This window comes from Clostridium sp. JNZ J1-5, assembly GCF_053901425.1.
In genome coordinates this window covers 3,049,808-3,075,106 of record NZ_CM132773.1, presented here as the reverse complement: position 1 = coordinate 3,075,106, position 25,299 = coordinate 3,049,808, and the positions used below count along the sequence as shown (strand labels likewise).

Sequence of the window (25,299 nt, the reverse complement as noted above, 5' to 3'; positions counted from 1 at the left end):
TTTTACTTTAAATTATATTGAATATCTATAATAGAGGAACAAAGAAACCTGCTATAATTACAGAAGCAATAGTTACAGTGGTAAATCCTCCTACAAGCATTTGTGGCAGCATATTATCTAAAACATATGCATTTTCTTCATCAGACTCACACACTGATTTTACTGCTTCATGAGTTAATATATAATCTGCTGGGAATCCAAACAATGCAGTTAACGCTACAGAGAAGGCCATTTCTTTAGTATATCCTAACAGTTTTCCTGACACCATTGAGAATACTGCAAGGCCTATAACTCCTAATATTATTATTCCGAAAAGTGGAACCACAATTTCTCCAAGCATAGCTGGTGTAGCCTGTGAAAGATTTGCAAATATAAATGCCATTAATACTGTCATAAGCCATCCAAATGCATTAGCTTTAACCAAAGCTTTTTCCTCAAGGAACCCTAATTCGCAAGCTATAACTCCGAAAACAAGACATATAACAAACTGATTTACATGAACAAAAGGTGCAACTTTATATGCTGCCCAAGCAACAATTGACAATTTTAATAATATTACATAAGAAGTCTGATATTGTTCAGGCAATGGTGGTATAAGCTTTTTCTTTACTTTAGGTGCTGATGCAGCGGCAACCTCTGTAGATGCTTGCACAACCCCATTTTCTTTATTTCTAAATATTTGAGATAATCTTTTTGCTTCTTTTTTCAAACATAATGCTGTTATAGGATAACCCACAAACCCTTGCATAACATACATAGCAGTTGCAAGTAAGGCTATGCTTTTTAATCCTTTTGCTGCTGCTGCTTTTGACATAAGTATAGATGCAACAACTCCGCCAGTAAGAGGAGGTGTTCCAGCTACAACCGTCTCCCATCCAAATAGCAGTCTACCAATAGTTAAAGTCATTAAACACATGCCTACTAATCCTAAAATAGCTATTAAAACTGTTCTCCACTGGCCAATCAGTTCCCTAACACTCATCAAAGTTCCCATGTGAGTTAACAATAGAAACATTGACAGATTGACAACTGGAGATGTTATAGATCCTAGTTCCATTAAATTTTTAGGTAAAAAAGTCCAAAATCCTATTAAAAAAATGATTGCAGAAATAAATACAGACGGTACAAAGGCTTTGGATTTTATTGATACAAATTCACCCGCCGTTAATACCAAAAGAATGATGCAAAACGCTGAAATTAAGCTTAAATTCATTAAAAGCCCCCCTTTATTATTTTATAGCGCCCCGTGCATATTTATATTGATTCATTTATAAATATGCTAAAGTTTTCTTATAAGATTATCAATATTTTTATCAATTGTCAAACAATTTAAAAATTCGAACACAATATTTTCGAAGGATTTATGTCCTTTTTTAACTTATATTTCTAATATTTCAGATATAGATTTAATTAAATATGAAATTATTATAAATATTTTGCACAATAATCTGACAATTGAATGATGTGCGTATAATTTGATTTCTACTGAATAATTTCATTGATATCTATTTTATCTTATATTAAAAATGTATAAAAATTCTTATTCTACATTTCAATTTATATAATAAATTATCTATTTCTACTAGTTTACGCTACATCAATGACACATTTAAATTCACAATCAAAATAAGACAACAATTTTCTTATGCAAGTATACTTTCTGTAAAAATTTTTTTATAATTTTAAAAATTTTTTTATGTAACTATTAATATTCATATCTATTCCTTAAAATATTAATTTTCTTTAATTAATTCGATTCTGCTTTTTTACGAATATTATAATATGTTTTATTGAAATATTTCGTATTATATGATATTATTACTTTGCATTTAAAGCACAATATTCGCTCTTATATATTTCTGATAATATGGTTCAGAAGTTTCTACAGAATAGCCGTAAACTATTCCACTATAGGAGATCTTGTTAAATTAAAATGATTTTTATCATAATATTTTAATGATATCTCCTTCTATCTTTAAGAGTAGACATAATTGAAAGGAGAAAAAATTATGAGTTTATGGAAAGACATTTTAGCAATCTTAAGTGTAATTCTTAATGGATTGCCTCAAGGACTACTTGCCCTGTCCTTTGGTTTTGCATCAATTCCTACTGCATTTGCATTTCTTATAGGAGCTGCTGGTAATGCAATAACAGGCAGTGTAGCACCTATATCATTTCAAGCTGAAACAATTACTTTAGCCGGAACTATGGGGGACAACCTTAGAGAAAGACTATCAATGATATTTTATGGTGGCTGCATAATGACTCTAATTGGAGTATTTGGACTAATGAGCAAAATTGTTGATTTTATTGGCCCTGTTATTACAGCTGGAATGATGGCTGGTGTTGGAATAATGTTAGCTAAAGTTTCCGTAGAAATGGCTAAGAAAGATAAAATCATAGGTTTTGTATCTATAGCCTCTGGAATAATAACATATTTACTTACCAAAGACCTGGTTTACACAATAGGAGTATCAGTAATATTATCAGCTATTATCTATAATATAGTTAGCAAAAATGTTGAATCTCCCGTAATTACTAGAGAAAAGATTCAGATGCAAAAACCTACATTAAGTGTGAAAATTTTAAGAGGAGCTATGAGTATGGTATGTCTAAATATAGGTGCTAACATAGCATTTGGTAATATTACTGGACAACTTGCTCAACGTGATGTTAATATAGATCACCTTTCTATAATTAGTTCTTTAGCTGATATGAGTTCTTCTCTTTTTGGAGGAGCACCTGTAGAATCTATAATTTCTGCAACAGGAGGCAGTCCTCATCCTATAGCTAACGGAATTATAATGATGTTGATTATGGCCGCAATTTTATTTGCAGGATTTCTTCCTAAAATCGGAAAGTACATACCAACTGGATCAATAGCTGGCTTTTTATTTGTATTAGGTGCATTAGTTACAGTACCAGTAGATGCCGCTGCTGCTCTTGGTTCTACAGTACCAAGCGGTTCACTTATCGGTGGAGTTACTATGGCAGTAACTGCTATAACAGATCCTTTTCTCGGAATGATTGCAGGATTATTATTAAAAATACTATTACCTATAATTGGATAAAATTTTTAGGAGGCTTTTATATGGATAAATATTATGAATTGAATATATGTGGAATTAAACGTAATCTTCCAATAATAAAATTAAATGAAGAACTTTCCATAGCTAGTTTTGTAATACTTGGAGATACTGAACTTATATCCACAACTGCTCCATTTCTAGCTGAAAAGTTGCCTGAGGTAGATGTATTGGTTACAGCAGAAGCAAAGGGAATTCCTTTAGTATATGAAATTTCAAAGTTACTGAATATGAAAGAATTTATAGTTGCAAGAAAAACTGTAAAACCTTATATGGTTAATGCACTATGTGATGAAGTAGTTTCTATAACTTCTCAAAAAAAACAAACCCTATGTCTTGATGGAATTGATGTTGAGAAAATTAAGGGTAAAAGAGTAGCACTAATTGATGATGTAATAAGTACTGGCGAATCATTAAGTGCTATTGAAAGATTAGTAGAAAAAGCTGGCGGAATCATAACTGCTAAAGCTGCAATTTTAGCAGAAGGTGATGCTGCAAATAGAGATGATATAATATTTTTAGAAAAATTACCTCTCTTTTAGAAATATAATAAATAAAAAAAATAAATTCGGCAGGTATATATCTGTCGAATTTATTTTCTAATCTAGGCTTACTCTTTTTTTTAATATTTCAATAATCACAATGGCTATTACTCCACCAATTAAAGCATTAACAAGCTGCGGTGTTCCCATCATTATAGCTAGATTTTTCATTACCTTTTGGGGTATTCCTAACTTAAGCGCTGTGGCGATTTTAGTAGCTGAAAAATAAAGAAATATATATTTTACAAAAGCCCCTACAGCTATACTTATATACCCTCCTATTCTTCCATAGTTTTTAAACAATCCAAAACAAATTACAAATAATGCATTTCCTGCGGCGATAAATGGTACAAAAGGCCCTAATGGAGCAGGCAAAACTCCGCTTACCAAAGCTAAAGCTGGTGTTAAAATTCCTACACATACAGCTAAGATCGTTCCACAATAAAAAGCTGTAAGTAGTAGTATTGCATTTACAACTGGTCCAACAAAAGGTTGATTCTTACCAACCATCTGAAATATCACTGCTATAGCAAGAAAAAGTGCACTTCTTACAAGTTTTTTTGTATTACTTTTCATTTTCTTTACCTCCTATCTTTACCAGGGGACAGTCCCCCAGTAAAAATTAACAATTATCAGCACAAAAATATATTAATTTTTTTGTATCTTCCCATCCAATACATGGATCTGTTATTGATTTGCCATACACACTATCGCAAGCATCCTGCTTACCGTCAAGAAGATAACTCTCCACCATTAATCCCTTTATCATATCCTTTAAATCACTATTATATTTTCTACTCATTAAGACTTCTCTTGCTATTCTTGGCTGCTCATAATGCTTTTTCAATGAGTTTGCATGGTTACAGTCAATAATCAAAGAAGGATTTGCTAAATTAAGTTCCTGGTACTCTGAAATCACATTGACTAAATCTTCATAATGATAATTAGGAATATTTCTACCATGAGAATCCACCGCACCTCTTAATATTCCATGAGCTAGCGGATTTCCACTTGTGTTAACTTCATAACCATTATATATAAAAGTATGATTAAGCTGAGCCGCTTTTATAGAATTAAACATTACAGATATATCTCCGCTTGTTGGATTTTTCATACCAACAGGAACATCTAGTCCACTTACAGTTAATCTATGCTGCTGATTTTCTACTGAACGAGCTCCTACTGCAACATAGGAAAGAAGATCAGATAAATAAATATAATTTTCAGGATATAGCATTTCATCTGCAGCAGGCATATTATAGTCAGTTACGGCTCTCATATGGAGTCTCCTAATAGCCTTAATTCCCTCCACAACATCTGGCTTTTTATGAGGATCTGGCTGAAGCATCATACCTTTATACCCTTCCCCTGTAGTTCTTGGTTTGTTTGTATATATTCTAGGAATAAGAAGTAACTTGTCCTCAACTTCTTCTTGAATTCTAGCTAGCCTTTCTAAATATTCGCAGACAGGTTCTTCACTATCAGCAGAACATGGTCCTATTATCAAAATAAATTTGCTGTTATCTCCCCTAAAAATATCAGCAATCTCACCATCTCTTTTCTTTTTTATCTTCATGGCCCCATCACTTAGTGGTATAGATTGTAAAATTTCTTCTGGACTTGGAATCTTTTTAATGTACTTTATACTCATTTTTTGCCCCCCCAAAATGAATAAATTCATAAGTGAATTCATTATATTTTATGTATAACTATATATTTTAGACTTCTTCCAGTCAATAGTCAAATTGGGAAAAGTCGTTTTTACTCTCTTTTACAATTTTCTTTAAATACAAATAAGGTGCCAAATTACCAGAGCAGCTCTATTTTCTCCGGCACCAGGCACCTTGCATTATTTCCTATTCTAGTCTTTTATGTCATTATCTTTAATATCCGCTATGGCACTTTCTATAATACTATTCTGGTTTAGCTTTTCTAAATCTGATTTTAATTTCTGATTTTCTTGTTCTAATTTTGATATAGTCTTTAAAGAATCCTTTACTTTTTTATTAAGTTTTACTTGTTTTATACTTCCTAGGAGCATCACTATTACTGCTCCAGAAATTATAGAAACAAGTATTACCAAAGCTTGCGAAATACTAAATTTTGCAAATAAAAAGCTAACAATAACAGTATTTGAGTTTTGTATTGTAAAAACTGCAATTAAAATAGCAAATACTAAAAAAGCGATAAATGCCATACTCATAACTTATCCCCTCTTTACCTAATAAAATAAAGTAAGCTTAATTCTCCATTTTATTCTATATAATTCTATAATATTATACATCATTTTAAACAATTTTAGCAACTAATGCCATATACTATTCACTAAACTTGAACAAGCTGTAAGTTATATATTACTTACAGCCTACTTTGAAGATTATTATTTTTAATATAATTGCTAGTCTATATTAAATCTATGCAAATCTATACATAAGCATAAATCCTATTTTTAGCTACTTATCGCTGTCTAAATTTCCATTATTATTGGAAGAATGATTGGTCTGCGTTTTGTCTTTTCATATAGATATCTCTCTACTGATTTCTTCATACTTGATTTCAAAACATGCCATTCGATAATTCTATTATCCAAGCATCTATTAATTTCCTTTTTAACAATTCCCTTTACTTCATCAATTAGTGCCTCAGATTCTTTTGCATATATAAACCCTCTAGTGATTATATCTGGGCCTGCTATAATACTATAGGATTCCCTTTCTAGAGTAACAACTATAGTAAGCATTCCGTCTTCTGCTAAGTGTTTTCTGTCTCTAAGGACTATGTTTCCAACATCACCTACACCAAGCCCATCAACAAACACAGATCCAGTAGTTACTTTGCCGCATATCTTAGCCTCATCTTGTGATACTTCTAAAACCTGACCCATATCTAGAGTAAAGATATTTTCACTCTTCATACCCAGCTTCTTTGCTAGATCAGCATGATGCCTAAGATGTTTATGCTCACCATGAACTGGCATAAAAAATTTTGGATGAACTAAGGTATGAATCAGCTTTAATTCTTCCTGGTAAGCGTGTCCTGATACATGTACTTCTTCCAAATCATCATAAATTACATCCGCTCCCTCTTTAAACAATTGATTAATAACCTTTGATATAAGTTTCTCATTTCCTGGAATTGGTGATGCAGATATAATAAACAAATCTTTCGGTTCAATTCTGATTTTTCTATGGGTTGAAAAGGCTATTCTAGCAAGAGCAGCCATAGGCTCTCCTTGGCTTCCTGTAGTTATTATAGTTATCTTTTCATTAGGATAATTTTTCATTTCATCTACATCTATAATTTGGCCTTCTGGTATATGAAGGTATCCAAGTTCCATAGCAACTTTAGAAATTCCCTCCATGCTTCTACCACTAAAAGCTACCTTCCTGCCATATTTAATAGAAGAATTTATTATCTGCTGCATTCTATGGATGTTAGAAGCAAAAGTTGCTACAATAACTCTTCCCTCAGCATTAGAAAATACCCTAGTTAATGTTTCTCCTATAGATTTTTCAGAAATAGTATGTCCTTGGCGTTCTACATTTGTACTATCTGCCATTAGGAGAAGTACTCCCTGTTTTCCAAGGTTTGAAATACGCTCTAGATCCATAACTAACCCATCAATAGGCGTATAATCCACTTTAAAATCACCAGTATGCAATATTACCCCAACTGGTGTATGAATTGCAATAGAGCAAGAGTCTGCTATACTGTGAGTATTTCTTATGAATTCAATCTTTAAATTTTCTACTTCTACTATATCTCCAGCTTCTACCCCATGAAGTTTACAGTCTGAAAGCATATTATGTTCCTCTAGTTTATTTTTAACTATCCCTAATGTTAATCTCGTACCGTAAACAGGAACATTTAGCTGACTTAAAATATAAGGTAATGATCCAATATGATCTTCATGTCCATGAGTTAGAAAAATTCCTTTCACTTTATTAGCATTTTCAAGCAAATATGCTATATCTGGAATTACTAAATCTACTCCATACATATCCTCATCAGGAAATGATATGCCGCAATCTATAACAATGATTTCATCTTTATACTCAAATGCTGTAATATTCTTACCAATCTCTCCAAGTCCTCCTAAAGGAATAACTTTCATACTATCAACGTTTTTCACTAAATCGACCCCTTTATTCTTTATGTATTGTATTAATAATTCTATTTATCTGATGACTACCATCCGTAATACTCCCACTTCTAAAGTGGGAGATAACGGCTGCTACGTCCCTAGATAAGGGCTTCACCTAAAGGATAACGACTTCTAAGGAGTAAAACTCCTAAGAATTCTGTTAATAACCTTCAGTTGGATAAAAGAGCTCCACCTGAAGCTTAGAATCCTCTTTATGTTATTTTGCCTTATATTATCAAATTTAATTCTAGTAAACTCAAGAAAACTCTTGCCAAATATATGATATAATAGGCATTGTAAATATACTTTTTCATATACCTATTTTGGAGGAATTAATAATGGAAAAAGTTATAATGCATGTAGATATGGATGCTTTTTTTGCTTCTGTAGAAGTTATGGATAACCCCAGTTTGAAAGGAAAGCCCATTATAGTTGGAGGAACCTCTGAAAGAGGAGTAGTTGCAACTTGTTCATACGAAGCTAGAAAATATGGAGTGAGAAGTGCCATGCCTATTTATATGGCTAAATCAAAGTGCCCTAATGGAATATTTTTGCCCACTAGAATAGGAAGGTATAAAGAAGTATCCAGAGAAATATTTAAAGTGTTTAATACATTAACTCCCTATGTAGAGCCTCTTAGTATAGATGAAGCCTATATGGATATTACAAATTCAAAAAAAGATCCCATTGAAGCAGCTATATACATAAAGGATTCTGTTGCAAAAGGTACAGGTCTTACACTTTCTGTGGGAATTTCTTATAATAAATTTCTAGCTAAATTGGCCTCTGATTGGAATAAGCCTAATGGATTAAAAATTATAACTAAGAATATGATGCCTGAAATCCTCTTTCCTCTTCCTATAAATAAAGTATATGGTCTTGGAAAAAAATCCGTAAAAAAGCTGAATGACATAGGCGTATTTACTATAGAAGAACTCTATAATATTTCATTAGAAATGCTAATTGAATTTTTCGGGAAATACGGAATTGAAATATATGATAGGATAAGAGGCATGGATAAAAGAGATGTACAAATTTCTAGGCAGATAAAATCTATTGGACGAGAAACAACTCTTAAAATAGATACAAATGATAAGGATGATCTTAAAAGATATATAAAAAACTTTTCTATTTCAATCTCTAAAGAACTTGAAAAGAAGAGTGCTAGTGGCAAAACCTTAACTTTAAAGATAAAAACATCACATTTTGATAACCACACAAGAAGCAAGACTTTACCCTTTTACATCTTAAGAGAAGAAGATATTTATAGAGAAGCTTGCGATATACTAGACAGTATTGTGTTAGAAGAAAAAATTAGACTTATTGGTATATCTGTTTCTTCTTTAAAGGAAAATAAACTTCAGCAGATAAGTCTATTTGATAAATAATTTCCGGGGACAGCCCCGGAAATTTATGGAATCTAATTATTATTTAGAAATCTCCGTAAAGCTCTCTATAGCCTTTTCTGCCCATTTAGAATCTTTATATATAGCTCTGCCTACACCAATAAGATCTGCTTTCCCTTCAGATAGTAATTCTTCTGCAGCCTCTGATTCAGTAATTCCACCTGTAAGAATTACTGGGATAGACACAACCTTTTTAATAGCCTCAGTAAGAGGTGAAAAATATCCTTGATCAGTAACTCCAGGTATGCTATATCCACATAAGCCGCCACTGATATCAAGAATATCAACTCCTGCTTTTTCAAATTCTCTCGCTGCAATTATGCTATCCTCAATAGTACTTCCACCCTCCATATAGTCTGAAGCCCCTAGTCGAAGTAAAATTGTGAAGTCTTCTCCAACAACTTCACGTACAGCTTTAATAATCTGAAGATGAATTCTTATACGATTGTTTACCTCTCCACCATATTCATCATTTCTTTTATTAGTAAGAGGGGAAAAAAATTGATTCAGAAGGTATCCATGAGCAGAATGGATTTCTACTCCATCAAAGCCTGCCATCTTTACACGTAAAGCAGCATGCTTAAAGGAATCAATAATATCATTAATTTCTTCTCTAGTAAGTTCCTTAGGTATACCATTACCTACACGTAAATTTTGCACAGCTGAAGGAGCAACTACAACTTCACCAGTAATTTCTGTGCTTGCTGCACTTCCAGCATGATTAATCTGCATAACTGCTTTAGAGCCATTACTATGGATAATGTCTGACAATTTTTTTAATTCTTCTACCAGACTGTCATCAGCAACTGAAAGTTGATTTTTACTAGCCTTCCCCTGCTGATTTATAAAGCTGTGTTCAATAATTATTAATGATATATACCCACCTTGAGATTTTTCATGGTAATAATCTAGAACAGCTTTGCTAACTTTTCCATCTTCTTCAGATTTGGCAGTTGCCATTGGGGGCATAATTAAGCGGTTTGATAAATTTAATTTGCCTACTTGCAGTGGTTTAATCAAATGATACATTCTTATCCCTCCCTCTATAATCTTTAAAATTTAACTTAAACCTTCTATTTATTCTTATAGCACTAATAGCAATAATTTTTCTATGCCATGAATTAAAAAATCTGCATCTGAATCTATTAAGGATTCTATAGAACCTATTCCATAAGTAACTCCACAAGTGTATATACCAGCGTTTTTACCACAAATCATGTCAAACTTACTATCTCCTACAATTAGTGTACTATTATGTTCCCCATCCACTTCTTCAAGTATTTTGTGTACTATTTCAGGATCAGGCTTTCTTTTTGTTACATTTTCAGGCCCCATTACTACATGAAAATACTTTAATATATCCATATTACTTAAAATTTTTTCAATGAATTCAACAGATTTGTTAGTAGCTAATGCTACCTTTATGTTATTTTCTTTTAACTCCTTTAAAACCTTTTCTACTCCAGGAAATAAGGAAGTAGATTTAATGCATTCTTCATTATAAGCACTAACATAAAACTTTAATATATCTTCAAATCGATACATGTTTTCTTCTTTAATACTTCGTTCAATGAGAAGCTCAACACCTTCTCCTACATAGCTTAGTATTACCTCTTCTGAAAGAGTTGGTATATTAAAATTTTCTAAGGTTTTGTTAACTGAATTTACAATATCCCTTCCTGAATCGATTAGTGTACCATCTAAATCAAAAATAACTGTCTTTATTTTCAATAGTCTTCCCCCCATCTTTCTCATTTGTTTCATTAAAGATATTTTACCACAAACAAGTAAAAACCTATTTACTATTTTTGCATAAGTCCTCAATTCCAATTTGAAACTTACTTAAATCTTTAATAAACTCGTCAAAAGTTAACACTCTTGAAGGTTCTAATATAAACTTAGCACTATCAAGTAATCTTTTATCTTCAGTGACTAAAATATATTTTTTATTCTTCTCACAAGCATATATAAGATTAAAATCATTCTTAGATATTTTATTATCATTTATAATGAAAATATTTCTCTTATATTCATATTTTATATTTTCGTCAGTATTATAATCCTCTGAAATATTAGTAATATTCACATCTACTATATGGTCTAAAAGCTCCAAAAATTTATCTGTAAGCACTGGTATACCATTATATTGGGCAAATTCTTTTATTGATAATTCCTCTGCTATATGTCTTGAAATTTTAAAATCTACCCCATCTGTTTTTTCTATATCCTTAAATAATTGAGGACATAGCTTCCATATCTTTATTATTATATTAGCGTCTAGTAAGTACTCTTTATTCACCATAGTTTATCTCCTTTTAATATCTAATGTACATCTCTGTATACTCATTATCCTCAACATCCATAGTTATAAATTATCACAAATCATTTTTAAATCCTCAATATAATGCTGAAGGGTTATAGAGTATTCCTTTAGTTTTTCGGGATTTTTTTCATATCCTTGTAGTAATTTATATTGCCTCTGATAATAAATCATTAATTTTTGAAAATCAGATGAAAATAAACTTATTTCTTCAGTCCTCTTGTTAACAACTATATATTCAATGTGTTGCATGGTTTCAAGAAACTGTTCAGCTGAATATCCTACTGTTTTCTTAAAATCACGTAGTACCCATTGACGTTCAAAAATATTTCTTTTCATCCAACCAGAATATTGTTCTTTATAAACTTTTACCGTATTTAGGATAGTTGGAATAATCTTTTGATAATCCTTATTATTAGAGTTTTCTTTACTATCTGACGTTGATAATAGCCCAGAGTCTGACAGAACCTGTATAGCACCAATCTCTTGACCGTTATACCTATCGGCCATTAAAATTGATATAGCAAATCCAGTACCAGCCTCTTCAACTCCAAGTATATGGCTTTCATTCATTCTATAAAATTCTTCAGTTGTTATTCCCATACGAGATGAAACTATTTCTATCCCTTTCATTGCTGTTTCTGTTTTAACAAGTCCTGGGCTAATAGTGTATACTCTTATGTTTGTACTTTCCAACTCTCCATATAGAGTGTTGCACAATTCAACTTGTGTTGTTTTGAATACTTCATATGCCCCCATAAAAGGAACTGCACCGGATGATGATACAAAAACAATTGTCCCCGAATTATTATGTTTTATGATTGGTAAAAATAACTGTGTCAATAGTAAAGGTGCTCTGAAATTAACAGCATAACTCTTGTCCCATACATCAATAGAAACTTCTTCTACTGAACCCATAGCAGTCATTGTTGCGTTATTAAATAGAACATCTATACTACCGTATTTTTCTTTCACATAAGAAACCATAGTATATATCTGGTTTTTGTCAGATAAGTCAATTTCATAAAACTCTACAGAATTATTTCCGAATATATTAGTTAGAACCTTTTCTGAATATAACAGTTTTTGCTTATCTATTTCAGATATAATAACTTTTGCCCCCATATAAACTAATGCTTTTGCAGTTTCTAAACCTATTCCTCCTCCTGCACCAGTTAAAAGAACCACTTTATCCTTTAATATATCTTTTAAAGATGGAACTTTTTCTATGAACATTATTTCCCTCCCTTTTAAATTACATACTTTTAAAAAATAATTATTGCCTTGCAACATGCTATAAACATACTACAATTGTTCAATAATTTTCACTTTTCCACAGTAGTAGCAGTGTCTTGCTACTACATAGTGAACTGCCATTTGAAGAATTTGATGGCCTAATATTTTTTATATTATGCTTATTCTCATTAAAATATTAAAAATGATACTTCTTTTTTAGGTGCTTTATCATATCAAGCTATTTGAATATATTTTAAAAATGTCATAACATATGATACAAACTTACATCTTTTTGTAATATGTATTCTTATATAATAATAGTCCATCAGTTATAAACATCACTGATGGACTATCAAAATTTTTTATAAATCTCTTCTAGGAATTTTAAATTGAATTTCCTTCTCTATTTGGTCTAGAGTATTTTTATCCTTTGGTGCTACAAATAAATATGCATATCCGCTTTCCCCTGCTCTGCCAGTCCTTCCTATACGATGGATATATGCTTCGGCATTTTCAGGAATATCGTAGTTATATACATGAGTAACTCCAGTTATATCTAATCCCCTAGCTGCCACATCTGTAGCTATGAGATATTGAATATCACAATTTTTAAAGGCCTTCATTATTCTTTCTCGTTTTGATTGAAGTATATCTGAATGCAGCTTTTCGCAATTATATCCCTTTTGATGGAGAGCCATTTCAAGATCATCAACCCTTCTTTTGGTCCTACAAAAGATAATAGCCATAAATGGATTATCACTATCTAATACCTTACGTAAATCATCCTGTTTTGTTCTATCCGTTGTTTCTACTACAAATTGTTTTATGTTTTTAAGAGTTACTTCTTCCTTTTCAATAATTACTAATTTGGGATCCTTCATATATCTATATGCCAATTTTTTTACTTGAGAGCTCATAGTCGCTGAAAAACAAAGTGTCTGCCTATCTTTGGATGTTTGTTTTATGATAGACTCAACTTCATTTTTAAATCCCATAAGAAGCATTTGATCAGCCTCATCAAGTACTAATGTTTTTAACTTATTAAGATTAATTGTACCTCTCTTTAAATGGTCTAGAAGTCTTCCAGGAGTTGCAATGACCAAATGAATATTTCCTTTTAATTTTTTTAACTGTCCCCCTATATCTTTGCCACCGTATGCAGCTAAGATATTTAAGTTTTTAGCCCCCTTAAGCTTCTTAGCTTCTTCTGTTATCTGTATAGCAAGTTCTCTTGTAGGGGTTACTATTAAGCCTTGAATTGAGCTTATATCTGGAGACATATTCTCAAACATAGGTAGCAGGAATGCCAGTGTTTTTCCAGTACCAGTTTGTGCTTCAGCTATAACATCATTTCCACTTTTTATTAACGGTATACTTTGCTCTTGAATTGGAGTTGGTTCACTAATTCTTTCAGTTTTCAAAACACTTAAAATGTCATCACTAAGCCCAAAGTCCTCAAATTTCATCATTATTATTTACCTTTCTATTTAAAACATATTTTTTATTTTTATACAAATCATTTAAGTATATCAAACATATCTATCAATGAAAAGGAACTTTAAAAATATCTCTCTAAAAAATAGCAAAATTAACTTTCAATAGCTATGTCTCTTTATCTCTATTTTGTTACAATCTATAAAAAAAATTCCCCTACAATGTCACAACAGCCCAGTAGCTACGAAGGTAACTACTGGACTGTCTATTAAATAATTATTCCTTTTAATATACTAGCAACACCACACAAAATAATTATTGTTCCAATTATTTTATCTACCAAGGAAAACTTCTCTATTTTGCAGAAGGTATTAGAGTTTTTTATTGAGTTAGTAATACAAAACCATAATATAGAAGATCCTAGAAAAATTGAAACAATGAACATTAGGTTTTTCGTTATTTCTTCTACCTTTACATCTATACCAACTTTAGCAAACACTCCTAAGAATACTAAACAAGTTAATGGGTTTGATAAACCCATTAGAAAATGTGAAATAAATGAAGGCATCATTTCGTCTTCTAATTTTTCTTTTGGTTCTTCTTTTACTGGTGCTATTTCATTTTTGTTTTTATTATTTTTTATAGAGTTAATAAGAATATTACTGCCAATAATTAAAAATAATATTCCAACTGCACCATTGATACGATTTCTATGTCTCTCTAAAAATTCATGGATAAAACCTACTCCCAAAACTGCAATTGTAGAATAAATCATATCTGATGCCGCTGCTCCAACCCCTGAAAGAAAACCTGTTTTCCAGCCTTTACTTATAGTTTTTTGTATAGCCAAGAGCCCTAGGGGCCCTACTGGTATTGCCACAAACATACCAATTGCAATTCCTTTTAACATAAATGCAGCACTTATAACATTACACCTCCTTTAGTTTTATAAATTAGGTTTTAGCATAATTGCTACACTTCCTACTTTAAGACTTATGAGATATTAAAAATCTTTATTACTGAAAATTCACTGAACTTTCCAACGCATATATTATACCACATATTTCTACATTATTCTTACAAAATTACCTAATTTAATTTTTACTCATAAAGAAACTTCTAAGCTTCAATTTAGTAAAATATTTTAGGCTGATTTTCATATGAATTCGTGGCATAATAGATAATAGTACTTATAATTAGGGGATAATGAAATGAATTATATAATATTTGATTTAGAATTTAACCAAAGCTACAATTCATCAAAGGAAAATAAATGCATAGTAAATAAGGATTGTCCTTTTGAAATAATTCAAATTGGAGCAGTTAAACTGAATGAAAGACTTCAATCAATTGGAAATATAGATAGATTGGTGAAGCCTGTAATATATACCGTGCTTAATCCTTTCGTAGAAAAACTTACTGGTATAACAATTAATGATCTTAACTCAGCTAATTCCTTCAAAGAAATATATGCAGAGTTTATTGATTTCATAGGAAATGACGAGACCGTGCTATGTGTATGGGGTAAAGCAGATATAAAAGAGCTGTTTAGGAATATACAATATCACCAACTGGATACTTCTTCTATTCCTAAAAAATATATTGATCTCCAACGTTATGCATCTAGATATCTTAATTGTCCAAAAGGAACTAGTATAGGACTGAGTAATGCAGTAAAATTACTGAACATCTCTTTTAAAAACGAGTTTCATAACGCTTTTGCTGATGCCTACTATACAGCAGAAATCTTCAAAAAAATCTATAACGAAAAATTGGAACCTAAAATATATAATCCTAGCAGGCATAACAGATTAAATACATATAGCAAAGAAAAGAAAAATATTGATACTCATAGCTTAATAAAACAATTTGAAAAAATGTTTAATCGAAAAATGACAGAAGAAGAGATAAAGATAATTAAACTAGCTTATATTATGGGTAAGACAAACCAATTTCAAATTAAAAGTTATGATAACCTAAATAATTAATTAATTTACAGATATAAAAAATCCAGAAGGTAATTTTCATACCTTCTGGATTTTCACTTGAAACTTTTTAATGATCAGCTACTTCTTCATTTTATAGACATATTGATTGCCCATTTCTTCTCCTGCTATATAGTAAATATAGTCTCCTGATATTCCCACTATATCTGTAGCCTTTTCGTCACTTACTTTTTCTACTCCAGTTCCATTAACTTTTACCTTATAAATATTATTGCTGTACATGCTTACATAATAAATTTCCCCATCATATACAGCATATCTATTCATAACTTCATCAGAAATAGATTCTTGTCCTGTTCCATCATGGTTCATTTTATATAAAGAAGACCCCACTCTATGTCTCACACAATAATATATGCCATCTTTATTTACTCCTAATGAATGTGTGGCAATTTCACCTAAATTTAATCTTGAAGTTCCGTCAGTTTTCATTCTATACAAAGTCCAGTCTTGGCTGTTTATATAGTAAACCCATTCTCCAAATGCAACTATTTCTTCTCCTCTGTCATAGTTTAACCTAACTAAATCTGTACCATCTTTTTTCATTTTATAGATGCCATCCATATTGTCACAATAATATATCCAATCTCCTAAAATACAAAAACTCTTTACAATAGCTCCATTAAGAGTGGTATCGCAAGTTCCATCTGTTTTAACTCTATGCAAATTAACTCCGTAACGAGCTATATAATATACCCATCCATCAGAAACCTGAATTTTTGATTTTGGTGATTTTGCAATTATTGTCTTTTCCCCTAAGTCCTTGCTAACTTTATATAAAATAGAATCATTTAAATCATATCTATTTTCACCAGCACTTTGCCAATGATCTTCAACATAATATACACATCTATTGTCTTCTATTAAGTCTTGTATTGACGACTTATCTCCCATTTCAGTATTATTATCTACATTATCATTATACTGGTTGTTGCTGTCCTCATTATTATCTTGTCCATCAGATTTGATTTCTTTAAAGCTTTCACAAGGAAAGAATTCGCTCTCTACTGCAAAGTCTTTGTACTCCCATTTTCCTGTAATTAAGTTGAATTTATAAGTAGTTTTAACACTGCATAAGAAATCACTATAAGACACTCCAACTAAGTAAATAGTTCTCTGTAACTCTAGAACTCCATCTTTATCTGAATCATTTCCTTCATAATATACTGTAAGACTAGGACTTATTCCTGTGTCTTTCAGATAATTATAATGGTCTTTATCATCTGAGCTAAGATCTAATAAATAGTATCCATTATTATCATCAGAAACTTTAATACTATTATTTAAAAGCTGGTATTTAAAATCCTTTCCTAAACTTGGAATCATTTTTTCATCAAATATTTTATTTAACTTGTTATCACTTAAAGAATATATATAGGTAGAATGTATACCTCTTTGCATATTAGTAAGCAAATCTATTTTTATATCATCTACACTATCTTTATTGAAATCCCCCAGTGATATTTCATTACCTCTATCTTCACAAGTTGCATTTATTAATGAATCATAGCTTAGTATTTGTCCATTTATAGGATCTTGGATAAATATCTTCAAGTTAACATAACTATAATTTTCGTAACTTCCTGTAAGAACTATGTTCTCTTTTTTACCGTCATTGTTTATATCTGAAGAAACATATTTAATAACTTTTGAGGATAGATTATTTACTCCCTTAACATAAAAAACTTTGCCTTCTTCTAAAGAAAAAGGAACTTCTGGTTTTAGTATATTATCATCTGTTCCGTTTGTACTACTTTCTAAAGAAATTTTACTTAATTCTCTATATGAATTATAGTACCATAACTGGCCGCCTACTATATTAATATTTGTATAATCTCCACTTGCTCTATCATCTAACAAGCTTTTTCCTGTACCATCTACCTTTACTTTATATATACTTCCTTCACATGAATAATATATATATCCATTAAATACATTTATATTTGATGCTTTTCCAAGAGAAGCTATTCTTTGCAGCCCTTCTCCATTTAAATCTGCTTTATACAACATTCCTGAAATATCTAAGTAGTAAACATACCCCTTGTCTATATTTACGTTATCTACATATAATTTTTCTGCGGAATAATTATTTACAATACATTGTTTTTGAGTTCCATCTGATTTTATTTTATAGATTCCTGTTCTTTTTCCTGTAGTATAATTAGTTCCCCAGAAATATATCCAGTCATCTTTAGCTAAAAATAAAATTTCATCGGAATTGTTTTCTATTTTATCAATGAATCTTGTAAGTTTTCCTCCTGTTACATCTCCCTTATATAGTCCAAACATATCTGAGTAGTATATATTTTCCCCATCTACCTGCATATGATTGGCAACTGATATATTACTATATAGTACTTCTACTTTACCTGTGCCATCTTTTTTAATCCTGCAGATTCTATCAGAATCTTCTTCAACATCAGGGTCATCCTCTACAAAGTAAACATAATCATTAACTATATTAAGATTAGAAGCTCCACTTTTGCCCTTATACAATAATTGTTTTGAAGTTCCATCCTTCTTCATTCTATATATGTATCCATTATCATTAAGGTTGCTGTAGTATATCCACTGTGTATCTTGTACTACTAAAGATCTATTTTGTGGATTATTAATAGAATCTTCTTTTATATTATCATTTTCATCCTGCGCTATGTAAAAATCTACTGAAACTTCTTTTTTTAAATCCTTGTTTCTTTTGCTCTTTAACCCTTTTGTAATTTTCAAGGTATATTTTTCTCCAGGCTTGTACCCCTTTGAATCTGGACTTACCTTTATGGACTTTTTATCTTCTGATAGCTCTAGTTGAACGTTTTGAGGTATTCCCTTACTATCAAGTACTTTAATGCAACTTTGAGAAATCTTATCTAGTTCAATATCATCATTAAACTTAATAGTCCACACTTTATAACTGTCTACGCCTTGTCCTGAACTCATAGATTCAGCATAAGCATTGAGTTTAAGTGAAGTTATTACAAAAAATAAAATTATAAAAGCAAGGCATGATTTAACTACTTTTTTCATCATATGTCTCATCTCCTTTTATTTGCTTACATTAATATATTACATAGAAATTATACATAAAACAACATTTTTTGCCACATACTATAAAATTTTAGTATACTTTCTAAAAAGCTCTTTACTTTACCATAAAAAATCCAGCAGTTAAAAATATACTGCTGGATTTTTATAATTAGGATTAGTATCATATTTTTGAGTAAGTTTAGATTCTATTTTACAGCCACTATTAATATCATCCGAAATTCTCATTCCGTCCTTAGTAAACTTAAAAACATTACTTGCAATAAATAAGCACCCTGTAATTACAAATATTATTAGAGTTAAAAATACACTAACTCCATCAAATTTCACCTTTCCTAGATTTTTTTCAGAGGAATAACCTGAGGCCAAGATTTCAACCCCAAATATTATTAATATTACAGGCCACCATTTTATAATGTTTCCTACAATAGAATAATTATATATATTTCCAAGTATAAAGGTTATTCCTATAAGGATTAATATTAAACCTAAACTTATAGAACCTACTCTCCATTGTCGCATTAATTAGACTCCCCCTTTTTATAAGGGGACTTTAGCAATCTGTTAGGATCAGTTATCACCTTATTACCTAAAATTAATTTCACTCCAATTAATATAGACACTGCTGAAACTATGCCAACTTTTATATAATTAATTGTTCTCCAATCAAAAACTATATCTAACATAGGGAATATTATTTCATTAACTATACTGACAGTTCCCATAACAATCAAAATATATCCTAATATTTTTATTTCCTTACCTGTCCATGGTATCTTAATTTCATCATTTTCCTTAGGTTGTGCATTAAGTTGATAGCACTTTCTCACATCAAAAATACTATAACACCATATTATAGGTATTGCAGCTGCAACCATACCAGCATTCAATAAATCTGCCAAACCTATTGAAAGGAAGAATAAGGTCATAATCTGTAGTCCTTTTTTCGAAAGTCCTAAATACATATGTCCTGCACCAGGTATAATTGAAAAAAATAATGCCCAAAACTTTTTATTATTCAAAAACTCCATCTCCTTTATATTATCTCTCATTGACTATATGATAATATGGAATTCTTAATAAAAATGGAGTTAATTTATTAACATTTTCTTAAAATTTTAATAAACTGTTTATCTGATGACTACCATCCGTAATACTCCCACTTCTAAAGTGGGAGATAACGGCTGCTACGTCCCTAGATAAGGGCTTCCCCTAAAGGATAACGACTTCTAAGGAGTAAAACTCCTAAGAATTCTGTTAATAACCTTCAGTTGGAGAAAAAAACTCCATCTGAAGCAAAGAATCCTCTTTATATAAATAATTCTGGTTCTCTTCTAGAAGCAAAATCAACTTCTAATTCATGCTTATGTCTTAAATAATCTTCATCATCATAGTACTTTGCATTAGACGGACATTTTTTTATACAAGCACCACATTTGATACAAATACCATTTAGCTTTGATACATCCTCATTATCAATTGATCCCATAGGACAAATCTTTACGCAAATTTTGCAATCATTACAATTGCTATTTGTTTTTGGGGTAACCTTTCTGATATCAACTGGGATGCCTTCTTTATTTATAGGCTTATAATATTTTCTATATGGCTTGTGTCCATTTACAACTACACTTTCCACTTGGCTTTCTGATGCTATTTTAGTATATATTTTATTGGCAAAATCATTTACTATAGCCATATCTTTTTCATCAGGTCTATTTTTAGCAAGAATTTTAGAGAAGGAATGTTCACCTATAAATGCCCCTCCTGCAATAACTTTAAAACCATCTAATTCAAGAATATCTTTTAATTCTATTAAAGCATCATCATAGTTTCTATTTCCATGGACAACTATAGAAACTGCCAATGCACCGTTACCAATAATAGAATTTAAATATTTTAGTAATACATTAGGAACTCTTCCTGCATAAACCGGAACTCCCATAATAACAATATCTTTTTCTGTAAAAGACACAGGTTCTTTTCTAACTTCTGGCAATGTAAAATCAATATTATTTATAGCTGTTTCATTGCCAATATTCTCAGCAATTTTCTTTGCTATTCCAGATACTATTTTTTTAGTTGTATCCGTGGCACTAAAATACATTGCATTAATTTTCTTATCCATTATAATACCTCCTGCAAGTGGACTTAATTTCCTTTTACTAAGTATAAAACTATTTATATAATAAAACAACAGTATTGCCCTTAGCTATAATCAATATAATAATTTCAGGCACCTCACATGTTTTCTCCTGCACTATATAATAGCAAACTGTCCCTTACTTGAGACACTTTATGTTAAAATTTATGCATGCCCCACCTTCCATATTGTTTTCAGCTTGGATATAGCCATTGTGTTTTTCTATAATATTTTTAACTATATATAACCCAAGTCCAGAATGTCCCTTTTCCTTAGAACGTGTAGGATCTCCTTGATAGAATTTCTTGAATATATTTTTTAAATCACCTTGTGAAAAGCCTGGCCCACTATCCTTAATAGTAAAGCTAATTTCCTGTTGCTCTATTACTGCCTTTAAACTTATGCTGCCTCCTTCTTCTGTAAACCTAAAACTATTTAATATAATGTTATCTAATACTTGAGAAATCCTATAATCATCAATTTCCATTAGGTTATTAAAATTTCTTTTATCTTCAATAAGCACATTAAATTTTATTGATTTTTCATCACACAACACTCTATAACCTTCACTTTTTCTATAGATAAAATTAATTATATCTATTGAATTACTTGATAACTGAAAATCTATCCTCTCAATCTTAGATAAGGTATTTATATCTTCTATAAGTTTTATTGCTCTATTAGTATTTTCTTCTATGATGCCTAAATATCTTTCTACTCTATCTTTATTATTTAAATTCCCATTCTGAAGTACTTCTGTATGTCCTTTTATAATTGTTAAAGGTGTTCTCAAATCATGAGCTATAGCAGATACCATTTCTCTTCTGTCCTGTTCAATTTCCCACTGACGATTTAAGGAAAGATTTAATTCTCTCCTCATACTTTCAAAGGATTGAGAAAGTTCTCCCAGCTCATTAGGAGCATTATAGGTTATACTAAAATCTAATTGCCTTTCCTGTATCTTCTTTGAAGCATTAATTAATTCTTTTATAGGCATGTTTATGCTATTACTAAATTTTTTTGAAAATATCCATGTAAAAATAGTAATATATATAAAAGGAGAAAGAAAAATCAATAATTCAGAAGGTACTAAAAAGTTGAACTTAGGATTAGCTGCTGTAGGTTTTAGAACATATTTTAATATTACTAATCCACTTTGTGAGCTTTTCTTTACTATTGGTACATATAATCTAACTTCATTTAATCTATTAATTCTTCTATCTTCTTTGTGAGATATAGTTTCTATATCTTTATTGCTTATGCTTTTTATGGTTCCATATAAAATTTGATTTTTATTATCTAGTACTGCATATTCAATTCCATGAAGAGGGATATTCTTCTCCAATTCATATTTTTCACCTACATTTAATAGCTCTTCACCTTTTTTATTAATATAATCTACAATACCTGGAATCTTTTTTTCATAATAATCGCTTCTTATAATTACGTTATTATCAATCAAAATTAGAAATACTCCATAAGTTAAAATTGAAAGGATTAGACTAGATAATATTACAAAAATAAAGTTCCAAATAAATTGCTTTTTTAAAGAAAGGTTCTTTATCATTTAAATCTCTCCCACTTATATCCAACGCCCCATATAGTTAAGATATACTCCTTTTCTCCTGATATGGATGACAATTTAGCTCGAATATTTTTAATATGTTCTGCAACAGCAGAGGAATCCCCCTCAGCATCATATCCCCATACATTTTCATATATATGTTCTTTTGAAAAAACTTGGCCTGGATGCATTGATAGAAGCTCTACTATATCAAACTCCCGTCTAGTAAAAGATATGAGTTTATCTTTAAAATAAGCCTCACGACCATTAATGTCTATACTCAGCTCTCCAAAATATAATCTTGATCTGTTAGCAGTGTTTATAGAGCGTCTCTCTCTTCTTAGATGTGCATCAATTCTAGCCTTCAATTCTCTTATGCCAAAAGGTTTTACTATATAATCATCTGCCCCTAGAATAAGTCCTTTAACTTTATCCATTTCTTCTTGTTTAGCACTTAAAAATATAATAGGAGATGTAACTATATCTCTTATGTTCTTGCAAACTTCGTAGCCATCCCTTTTAGGCATCATTATATCAAGTAATATTAAATCTGGTTTAGATTTTACTTTTTCTATAGCTTCATCTCCATTAAAGGCTGTTAATACTTCATATCCCTGATCTTCTAAAAAATCCTTAATAAAAGATACAATATCTTCTTCATCATCAACTACTAATATTTTTTCATACATATATTTACTCCCCTAAAAACATATTATATAAGCAATATTATAAATCTATAGAGTCATTTCTTAAAGTAAAACTAAAATACCCAGTCTTTTTTCTGCCACAAAAATATACTTCCTCCTATACTCATAATAATTATTGAGGATAATATACCATAAAAACTTAGTGGAGCTGAATTACCTAATGCGTCAAAAATAGTTTTAGTGCTGCTTAAAAAGAATTCAAAGACATCAGATATATATATGGTACCAACTGGAAATGCTATTGTTAATAATACTCCTAGGACTCCATTTGGTACAATGCTGCATATTAAGCTGCTTACTGAAAGTAATGCAAACAGTATTAAAAATTCTAAACTGTAGAATTTTAAACTATATATAAGTGTTCCAAAAACATTAAAAGTATTTGGGTTCTTAAAAAATTTAGTGGACTCCACAGAGTTAAAAAATAAATTTCCAAATAAACTAGATACTATAAATATTATAATCAATGCAATAGCAGTAACAATAGCCTGTACTATCAGCTTTGATACAATAAACTGCCATTTTTTATAAGAACGTGTCATAACGTTCCTATAACCTCCCTGGGTATGTTCTACATTTAAACCATCTACATAGAGCATAGGCAAAAATACAAACATTAATGCAGGGTGGATATCTCGAAGAATAAACACAGGTAGATTTAATGAGTTAAGCGCCATTGTATTATTGGCATCATAAAACCCCACATTCCACCCCCTCATGCAACTGCTCCATGCTAGAGTAATTAGAATAAGTATTATTAAAATAGCTTTGGTTTTAGAACGTGTCCATACTCTTTGTAATTCGCTTTCTATAAGTAACTTCATTTATTTTTTCCTCCTTCTTAAATATCTTTGGATCTTTTAGTAAAGAACAAATATGACAAAATTGTGAAAATTACAATGTAAACCAATAAAATAGCGATAATCAACTTTACAAATAATGAATTTTCTCCTAGCATCATAGCTATTCCCATATGCTGTATATGTGTTAAAGATAAAAATTGTAATTTAATCACTTTAACAGTTGGCTGGTGATTAAACATAAAAAGAATCTGTGGATAAACAAGAGAAGTTAATATAAATCCAATTCCAACCCCCATACCCGTTGTAATTGTCTTACTTATGGTGGCTATAAACATAATGACTGATTCCATAGCTACTATAGTTAAAAACGATACTGCATAATACTTTATTCCGTACAGTAATGAGCCCTTTATAGTAAAGGCATTAGCATAATAAAAAATGTGAACTTTATCTATTTTCGGCATACTCATATACCCTATAGGGATACTTAATAAAAAATATACTAAAATCAATAAAAATAAAGTTACAAGGATAGTTCCTATTTTTGCTAAAAATTGATGAGTGAAAGATATTGGCCGTATCATCACCATTCTAATTTGCCCACTTCTATATTCTTCTGTAATTGATAAAATCAAGAGAAGTACTACTGCTAAATTAAAAAACAATATTAGCTGTTCTTGTATAACAGCAGCTGGAAAGTTGCCAAAGGAAGTAAACTCAGGACTTATCTTCGATACATTTAAGTTATGACCTAAATAATATCTTGCAGATGCATACAGTACTATTGGAACAGATAAAAATGTAATCCAAGTGCTTTTTTTACACCATAGTCTTTCTAATTCACTTATAAACAACCCCTTCATCCT

The 25,299-nt window shown here is 30.6% G+C and carries 23 protein-coding genes and 1 riboswitch; of the genes, 4 read left to right on the top strand and 19 right to left on the bottom strand.

Annotation, left to right across the window (positions count from 1 at the left end; genetic code table 11):
• Window positions 1-25: 25 nt before the first annotated feature.
• Window positions 26-1,213, bottom strand: a complete 1,188-nt coding sequence (locus tag ACWW38_RS14785; protein WP_456258294.1) for a hypothetical protein — start codon at window positions 1,211-1,213, stop codon at window positions 26-28.
• 616 nt (window positions 1,214-1,829) lie between these two features.
• Window positions 1,830-1,931, top strand: a riboswitch (purine riboswitch).
• Window positions 1,932-2,009: 78 nt separating this feature from the next.
• Here ACWW38_RS14785 and ACWW38_RS14780 point away from each other — a divergent pair.
• Both ACWW38_RS14780 and ACWW38_RS14775 read left to right on the top strand, forming a co-directional pair.
• Window positions 2,010-3,071 (top strand): solute carrier family 23 protein, encoded by a 1,062-nt coding sequence (locus ACWW38_RS14780; RefSeq protein ID WP_456258293.1) that lies wholly within the window; start codon window positions 2,010-2,012, stop codon window positions 3,069-3,071.
• Between the two features lie 20 nt (window positions 3,072-3,091).
• Window positions 3,092-3,628, top strand: a complete 537-nt coding sequence (locus ACWW38_RS14775) for a phosphoribosyltransferase family protein (RefSeq protein ID WP_456258292.1) — start codon at window positions 3,092-3,094, stop codon at window positions 3,626-3,628.
• Window positions 3,629-3,685: 57 nt separating this feature from the next.
• Here the strand turns inward: ACWW38_RS14775 and ACWW38_RS14770 are convergent, their stop codons facing one another.
• The 4 genes from ACWW38_RS14770 to ACWW38_RS14755 form a co-directional block, all read right to left on the bottom strand.
• Window positions 3,686-4,204, bottom strand: a complete 519-nt coding sequence (locus ACWW38_RS14770) for an ECF transporter S component (RefSeq protein WP_456258291.1) — start codon at window positions 4,202-4,204, stop codon at window positions 3,686-3,688.
• A 46-nt stretch (window positions 4,205-4,250) separates the two neighbouring features.
• Window positions 4,251-5,279, bottom strand: coding sequence for a 3-deoxy-7-phosphoheptulonate synthase (locus tag ACWW38_RS14765; RefSeq protein WP_456258290.1), 1,029 nt, complete (start codon window positions 5,277-5,279; stop codon window positions 4,251-4,253).
• 210 nt (window positions 5,280-5,489) lie between these two features.
• Window positions 5,490-5,831: a LapA family protein gene (locus tag ACWW38_RS14760; RefSeq protein ID WP_456258289.1), complete on the bottom strand. Its 342-nt coding sequence runs from the start codon at window positions 5,829-5,831 to the stop codon at window positions 5,490-5,492.
• 264 nt (window positions 5,832-6,095) lie between these two features.
• A complete protein-coding gene (locus ACWW38_RS14755; RefSeq protein ID WP_456258288.1) occupies window positions 6,096-7,760 on the bottom strand; it encodes a ribonuclease J in 1,665 nt (554 codons plus the stop codon).
• Window positions 7,761-8,110: 350 nt separating this feature from the next.
• Between ACWW38_RS14755 and ACWW38_RS14750 the strand changes: the two genes are divergently transcribed.
• A complete protein-coding gene (locus ACWW38_RS14750; protein WP_456258287.1) occupies window positions 8,111-9,160 on the top strand; it encodes a DNA polymerase IV in 1,050 nt (349 codons plus the stop codon).
• Window positions 9,161-9,199: 39 nt separating this feature from the next.
• Here the strand turns inward: ACWW38_RS14750 and ACWW38_RS14745 are convergent, their stop codons facing one another.
• The 6 genes from ACWW38_RS14745 to ACWW38_RS14720 all read right to left on the bottom strand — a co-directional run bounded on the left by ACWW38_RS14745 (window position 9,200) and on the right by ACWW38_RS14720 (window position 15,078).
• Window positions 9,200-10,207 carry an NADH:flavin oxidoreductase gene (locus ACWW38_RS14745; protein WP_456258286.1) on the bottom strand — a complete coding sequence of 336 codons (1,008 nt, stop codon included), beginning with the start codon at window positions 10,205-10,207 and terminating at the stop codon, window positions 9,200-9,202.
• A 54-nt stretch (window positions 10,208-10,261) separates the two neighbouring features.
• Complete coding sequence (locus ACWW38_RS14740) at window positions 10,262-10,909, bottom strand: HAD family hydrolase (RefSeq protein ID WP_456258285.1); 648 nt, start codon at window positions 10,907-10,909, stop codon at window positions 10,262-10,264.
• A gap of 64 nt (window positions 10,910-10,973) precedes the next feature.
• The gene (locus tag ACWW38_RS14735) at window positions 10,974-11,480 is read right to left on the bottom strand and encodes a hypothetical protein (RefSeq protein ID WP_456258284.1); all 507 of its coding nucleotides are present in this window, start codon (window positions 11,478-11,480) and stop codon (window positions 10,974-10,976) included.
• Window positions 11,481-11,543: 63 nt separating this feature from the next.
• Entirely contained in the window at window positions 11,544-12,734 is a 1,191-nt protein-coding gene (locus ACWW38_RS14730; protein WP_456258283.1) for an SDR family oxidoreductase, read from the bottom strand.
• A 362-nt stretch (window positions 12,735-13,096) separates the two neighbouring features.
• Window positions 13,097-14,203 carry a DEAD/DEAH box helicase gene (locus tag ACWW38_RS14725; protein ID WP_456258282.1) on the bottom strand — a complete coding sequence of 369 codons (1,107 nt, stop codon included), beginning with the start codon at window positions 14,201-14,203 and terminating at the stop codon, window positions 13,097-13,099.
• 233 nt (window positions 14,204-14,436) lie between these two features.
• Complete coding sequence (locus ACWW38_RS14720) at window positions 14,437-15,078, bottom strand: LysE family translocator (RefSeq protein ID WP_456258281.1); 642 nt, start codon at window positions 15,076-15,078, stop codon at window positions 14,437-14,439.
• 301 nt (window positions 15,079-15,379) lie between these two features.
• On the opposite strand from ACWW38_RS14720, the gene ACWW38_RS14715 reads away from it, so the two are divergent.
• Window positions 15,380-16,156, top strand: coding sequence for an exonuclease domain-containing protein (locus tag ACWW38_RS14715; protein WP_456258280.1), 777 nt, complete (start codon window positions 15,380-15,382; stop codon window positions 16,154-16,156).
• A 78-nt stretch (window positions 16,157-16,234) separates the two neighbouring features.
• On the opposite strand, the gene ACWW38_RS14710 is transcribed toward ACWW38_RS14715, so the two are convergent.
• The 8 genes from ACWW38_RS14710 to ACWW38_RS14675 all read right to left on the bottom strand — a co-directional run bounded on the left by ACWW38_RS14710 (window position 16,235) and on the right by ACWW38_RS14675 (window position 25,296).
• Window positions 16,235-19,201 (bottom strand): DUF5050 domain-containing protein, encoded by a 2,967-nt coding sequence (locus ACWW38_RS14710; protein WP_456258279.1) that lies wholly within the window; start codon window positions 19,199-19,201, stop codon window positions 16,235-16,237.
• A 138-nt stretch (window positions 19,202-19,339) separates the two neighbouring features.
• Window positions 19,340-19,738 carry a LiaF transmembrane domain-containing protein gene (locus tag ACWW38_RS14705; protein ID WP_456258278.1) on the bottom strand — a complete coding sequence of 133 codons (399 nt, stop codon included), beginning with the start codon at window positions 19,736-19,738 and terminating at the stop codon, window positions 19,340-19,342.
• Window positions 19,738-20,238 carry a hypothetical protein gene (locus ACWW38_RS14700; RefSeq protein ID WP_456258277.1) on the bottom strand — a complete coding sequence of 167 codons (501 nt, stop codon included), beginning with the start codon at window positions 20,236-20,238 and terminating at the stop codon, window positions 19,738-19,740. The genes ACWW38_RS14705 and ACWW38_RS14700 overlap by 1 nt, the downstream gene beginning before the upstream one ends.
• A 287-nt stretch (window positions 20,239-20,525) precedes the next feature.
• Complete coding sequence (locus ACWW38_RS14695) at window positions 20,526-21,344, bottom strand: EFR1 family ferrodoxin (protein WP_456258276.1); 819 nt, start codon at window positions 21,342-21,344, stop codon at window positions 20,526-20,528.
• A 154-nt stretch (window positions 21,345-21,498) separates the two neighbouring features.
• Window positions 21,499-22,926 (bottom strand): sensor histidine kinase, encoded by a 1,428-nt coding sequence (locus ACWW38_RS14690; RefSeq protein WP_456258275.1) that lies wholly within the window; start codon window positions 22,924-22,926, stop codon window positions 21,499-21,501.
• Window positions 22,923-23,612, bottom strand: a complete 690-nt coding sequence (locus ACWW38_RS14685; RefSeq protein WP_456258274.1) for a response regulator transcription factor — start codon at window positions 23,610-23,612, stop codon at window positions 22,923-22,925. The genes ACWW38_RS14690 and ACWW38_RS14685 overlap by 4 nt, the downstream gene beginning before the upstream one ends.
• A 71-nt stretch (window positions 23,613-23,683) precedes the next feature.
• The gene (locus ACWW38_RS14680; protein ID WP_456258273.1) at window positions 23,684-24,454 is read right to left on the bottom strand and encodes a hypothetical protein; all 771 of its coding nucleotides are present in this window, start codon (window positions 24,452-24,454) and stop codon (window positions 23,684-23,686) included.
• A 17-nt stretch (window positions 24,455-24,471) separates the two neighbouring features.
• On the bottom strand, window positions 24,472-25,296 hold the full coding sequence (locus tag ACWW38_RS14675) for a hypothetical protein (RefSeq protein ID WP_456258272.1): 825 nt from the start codon (window positions 25,294-25,296) through the stop codon (window positions 24,472-24,474).
• Window positions 25,297-25,299: the final 3 nt, after the last annotated feature.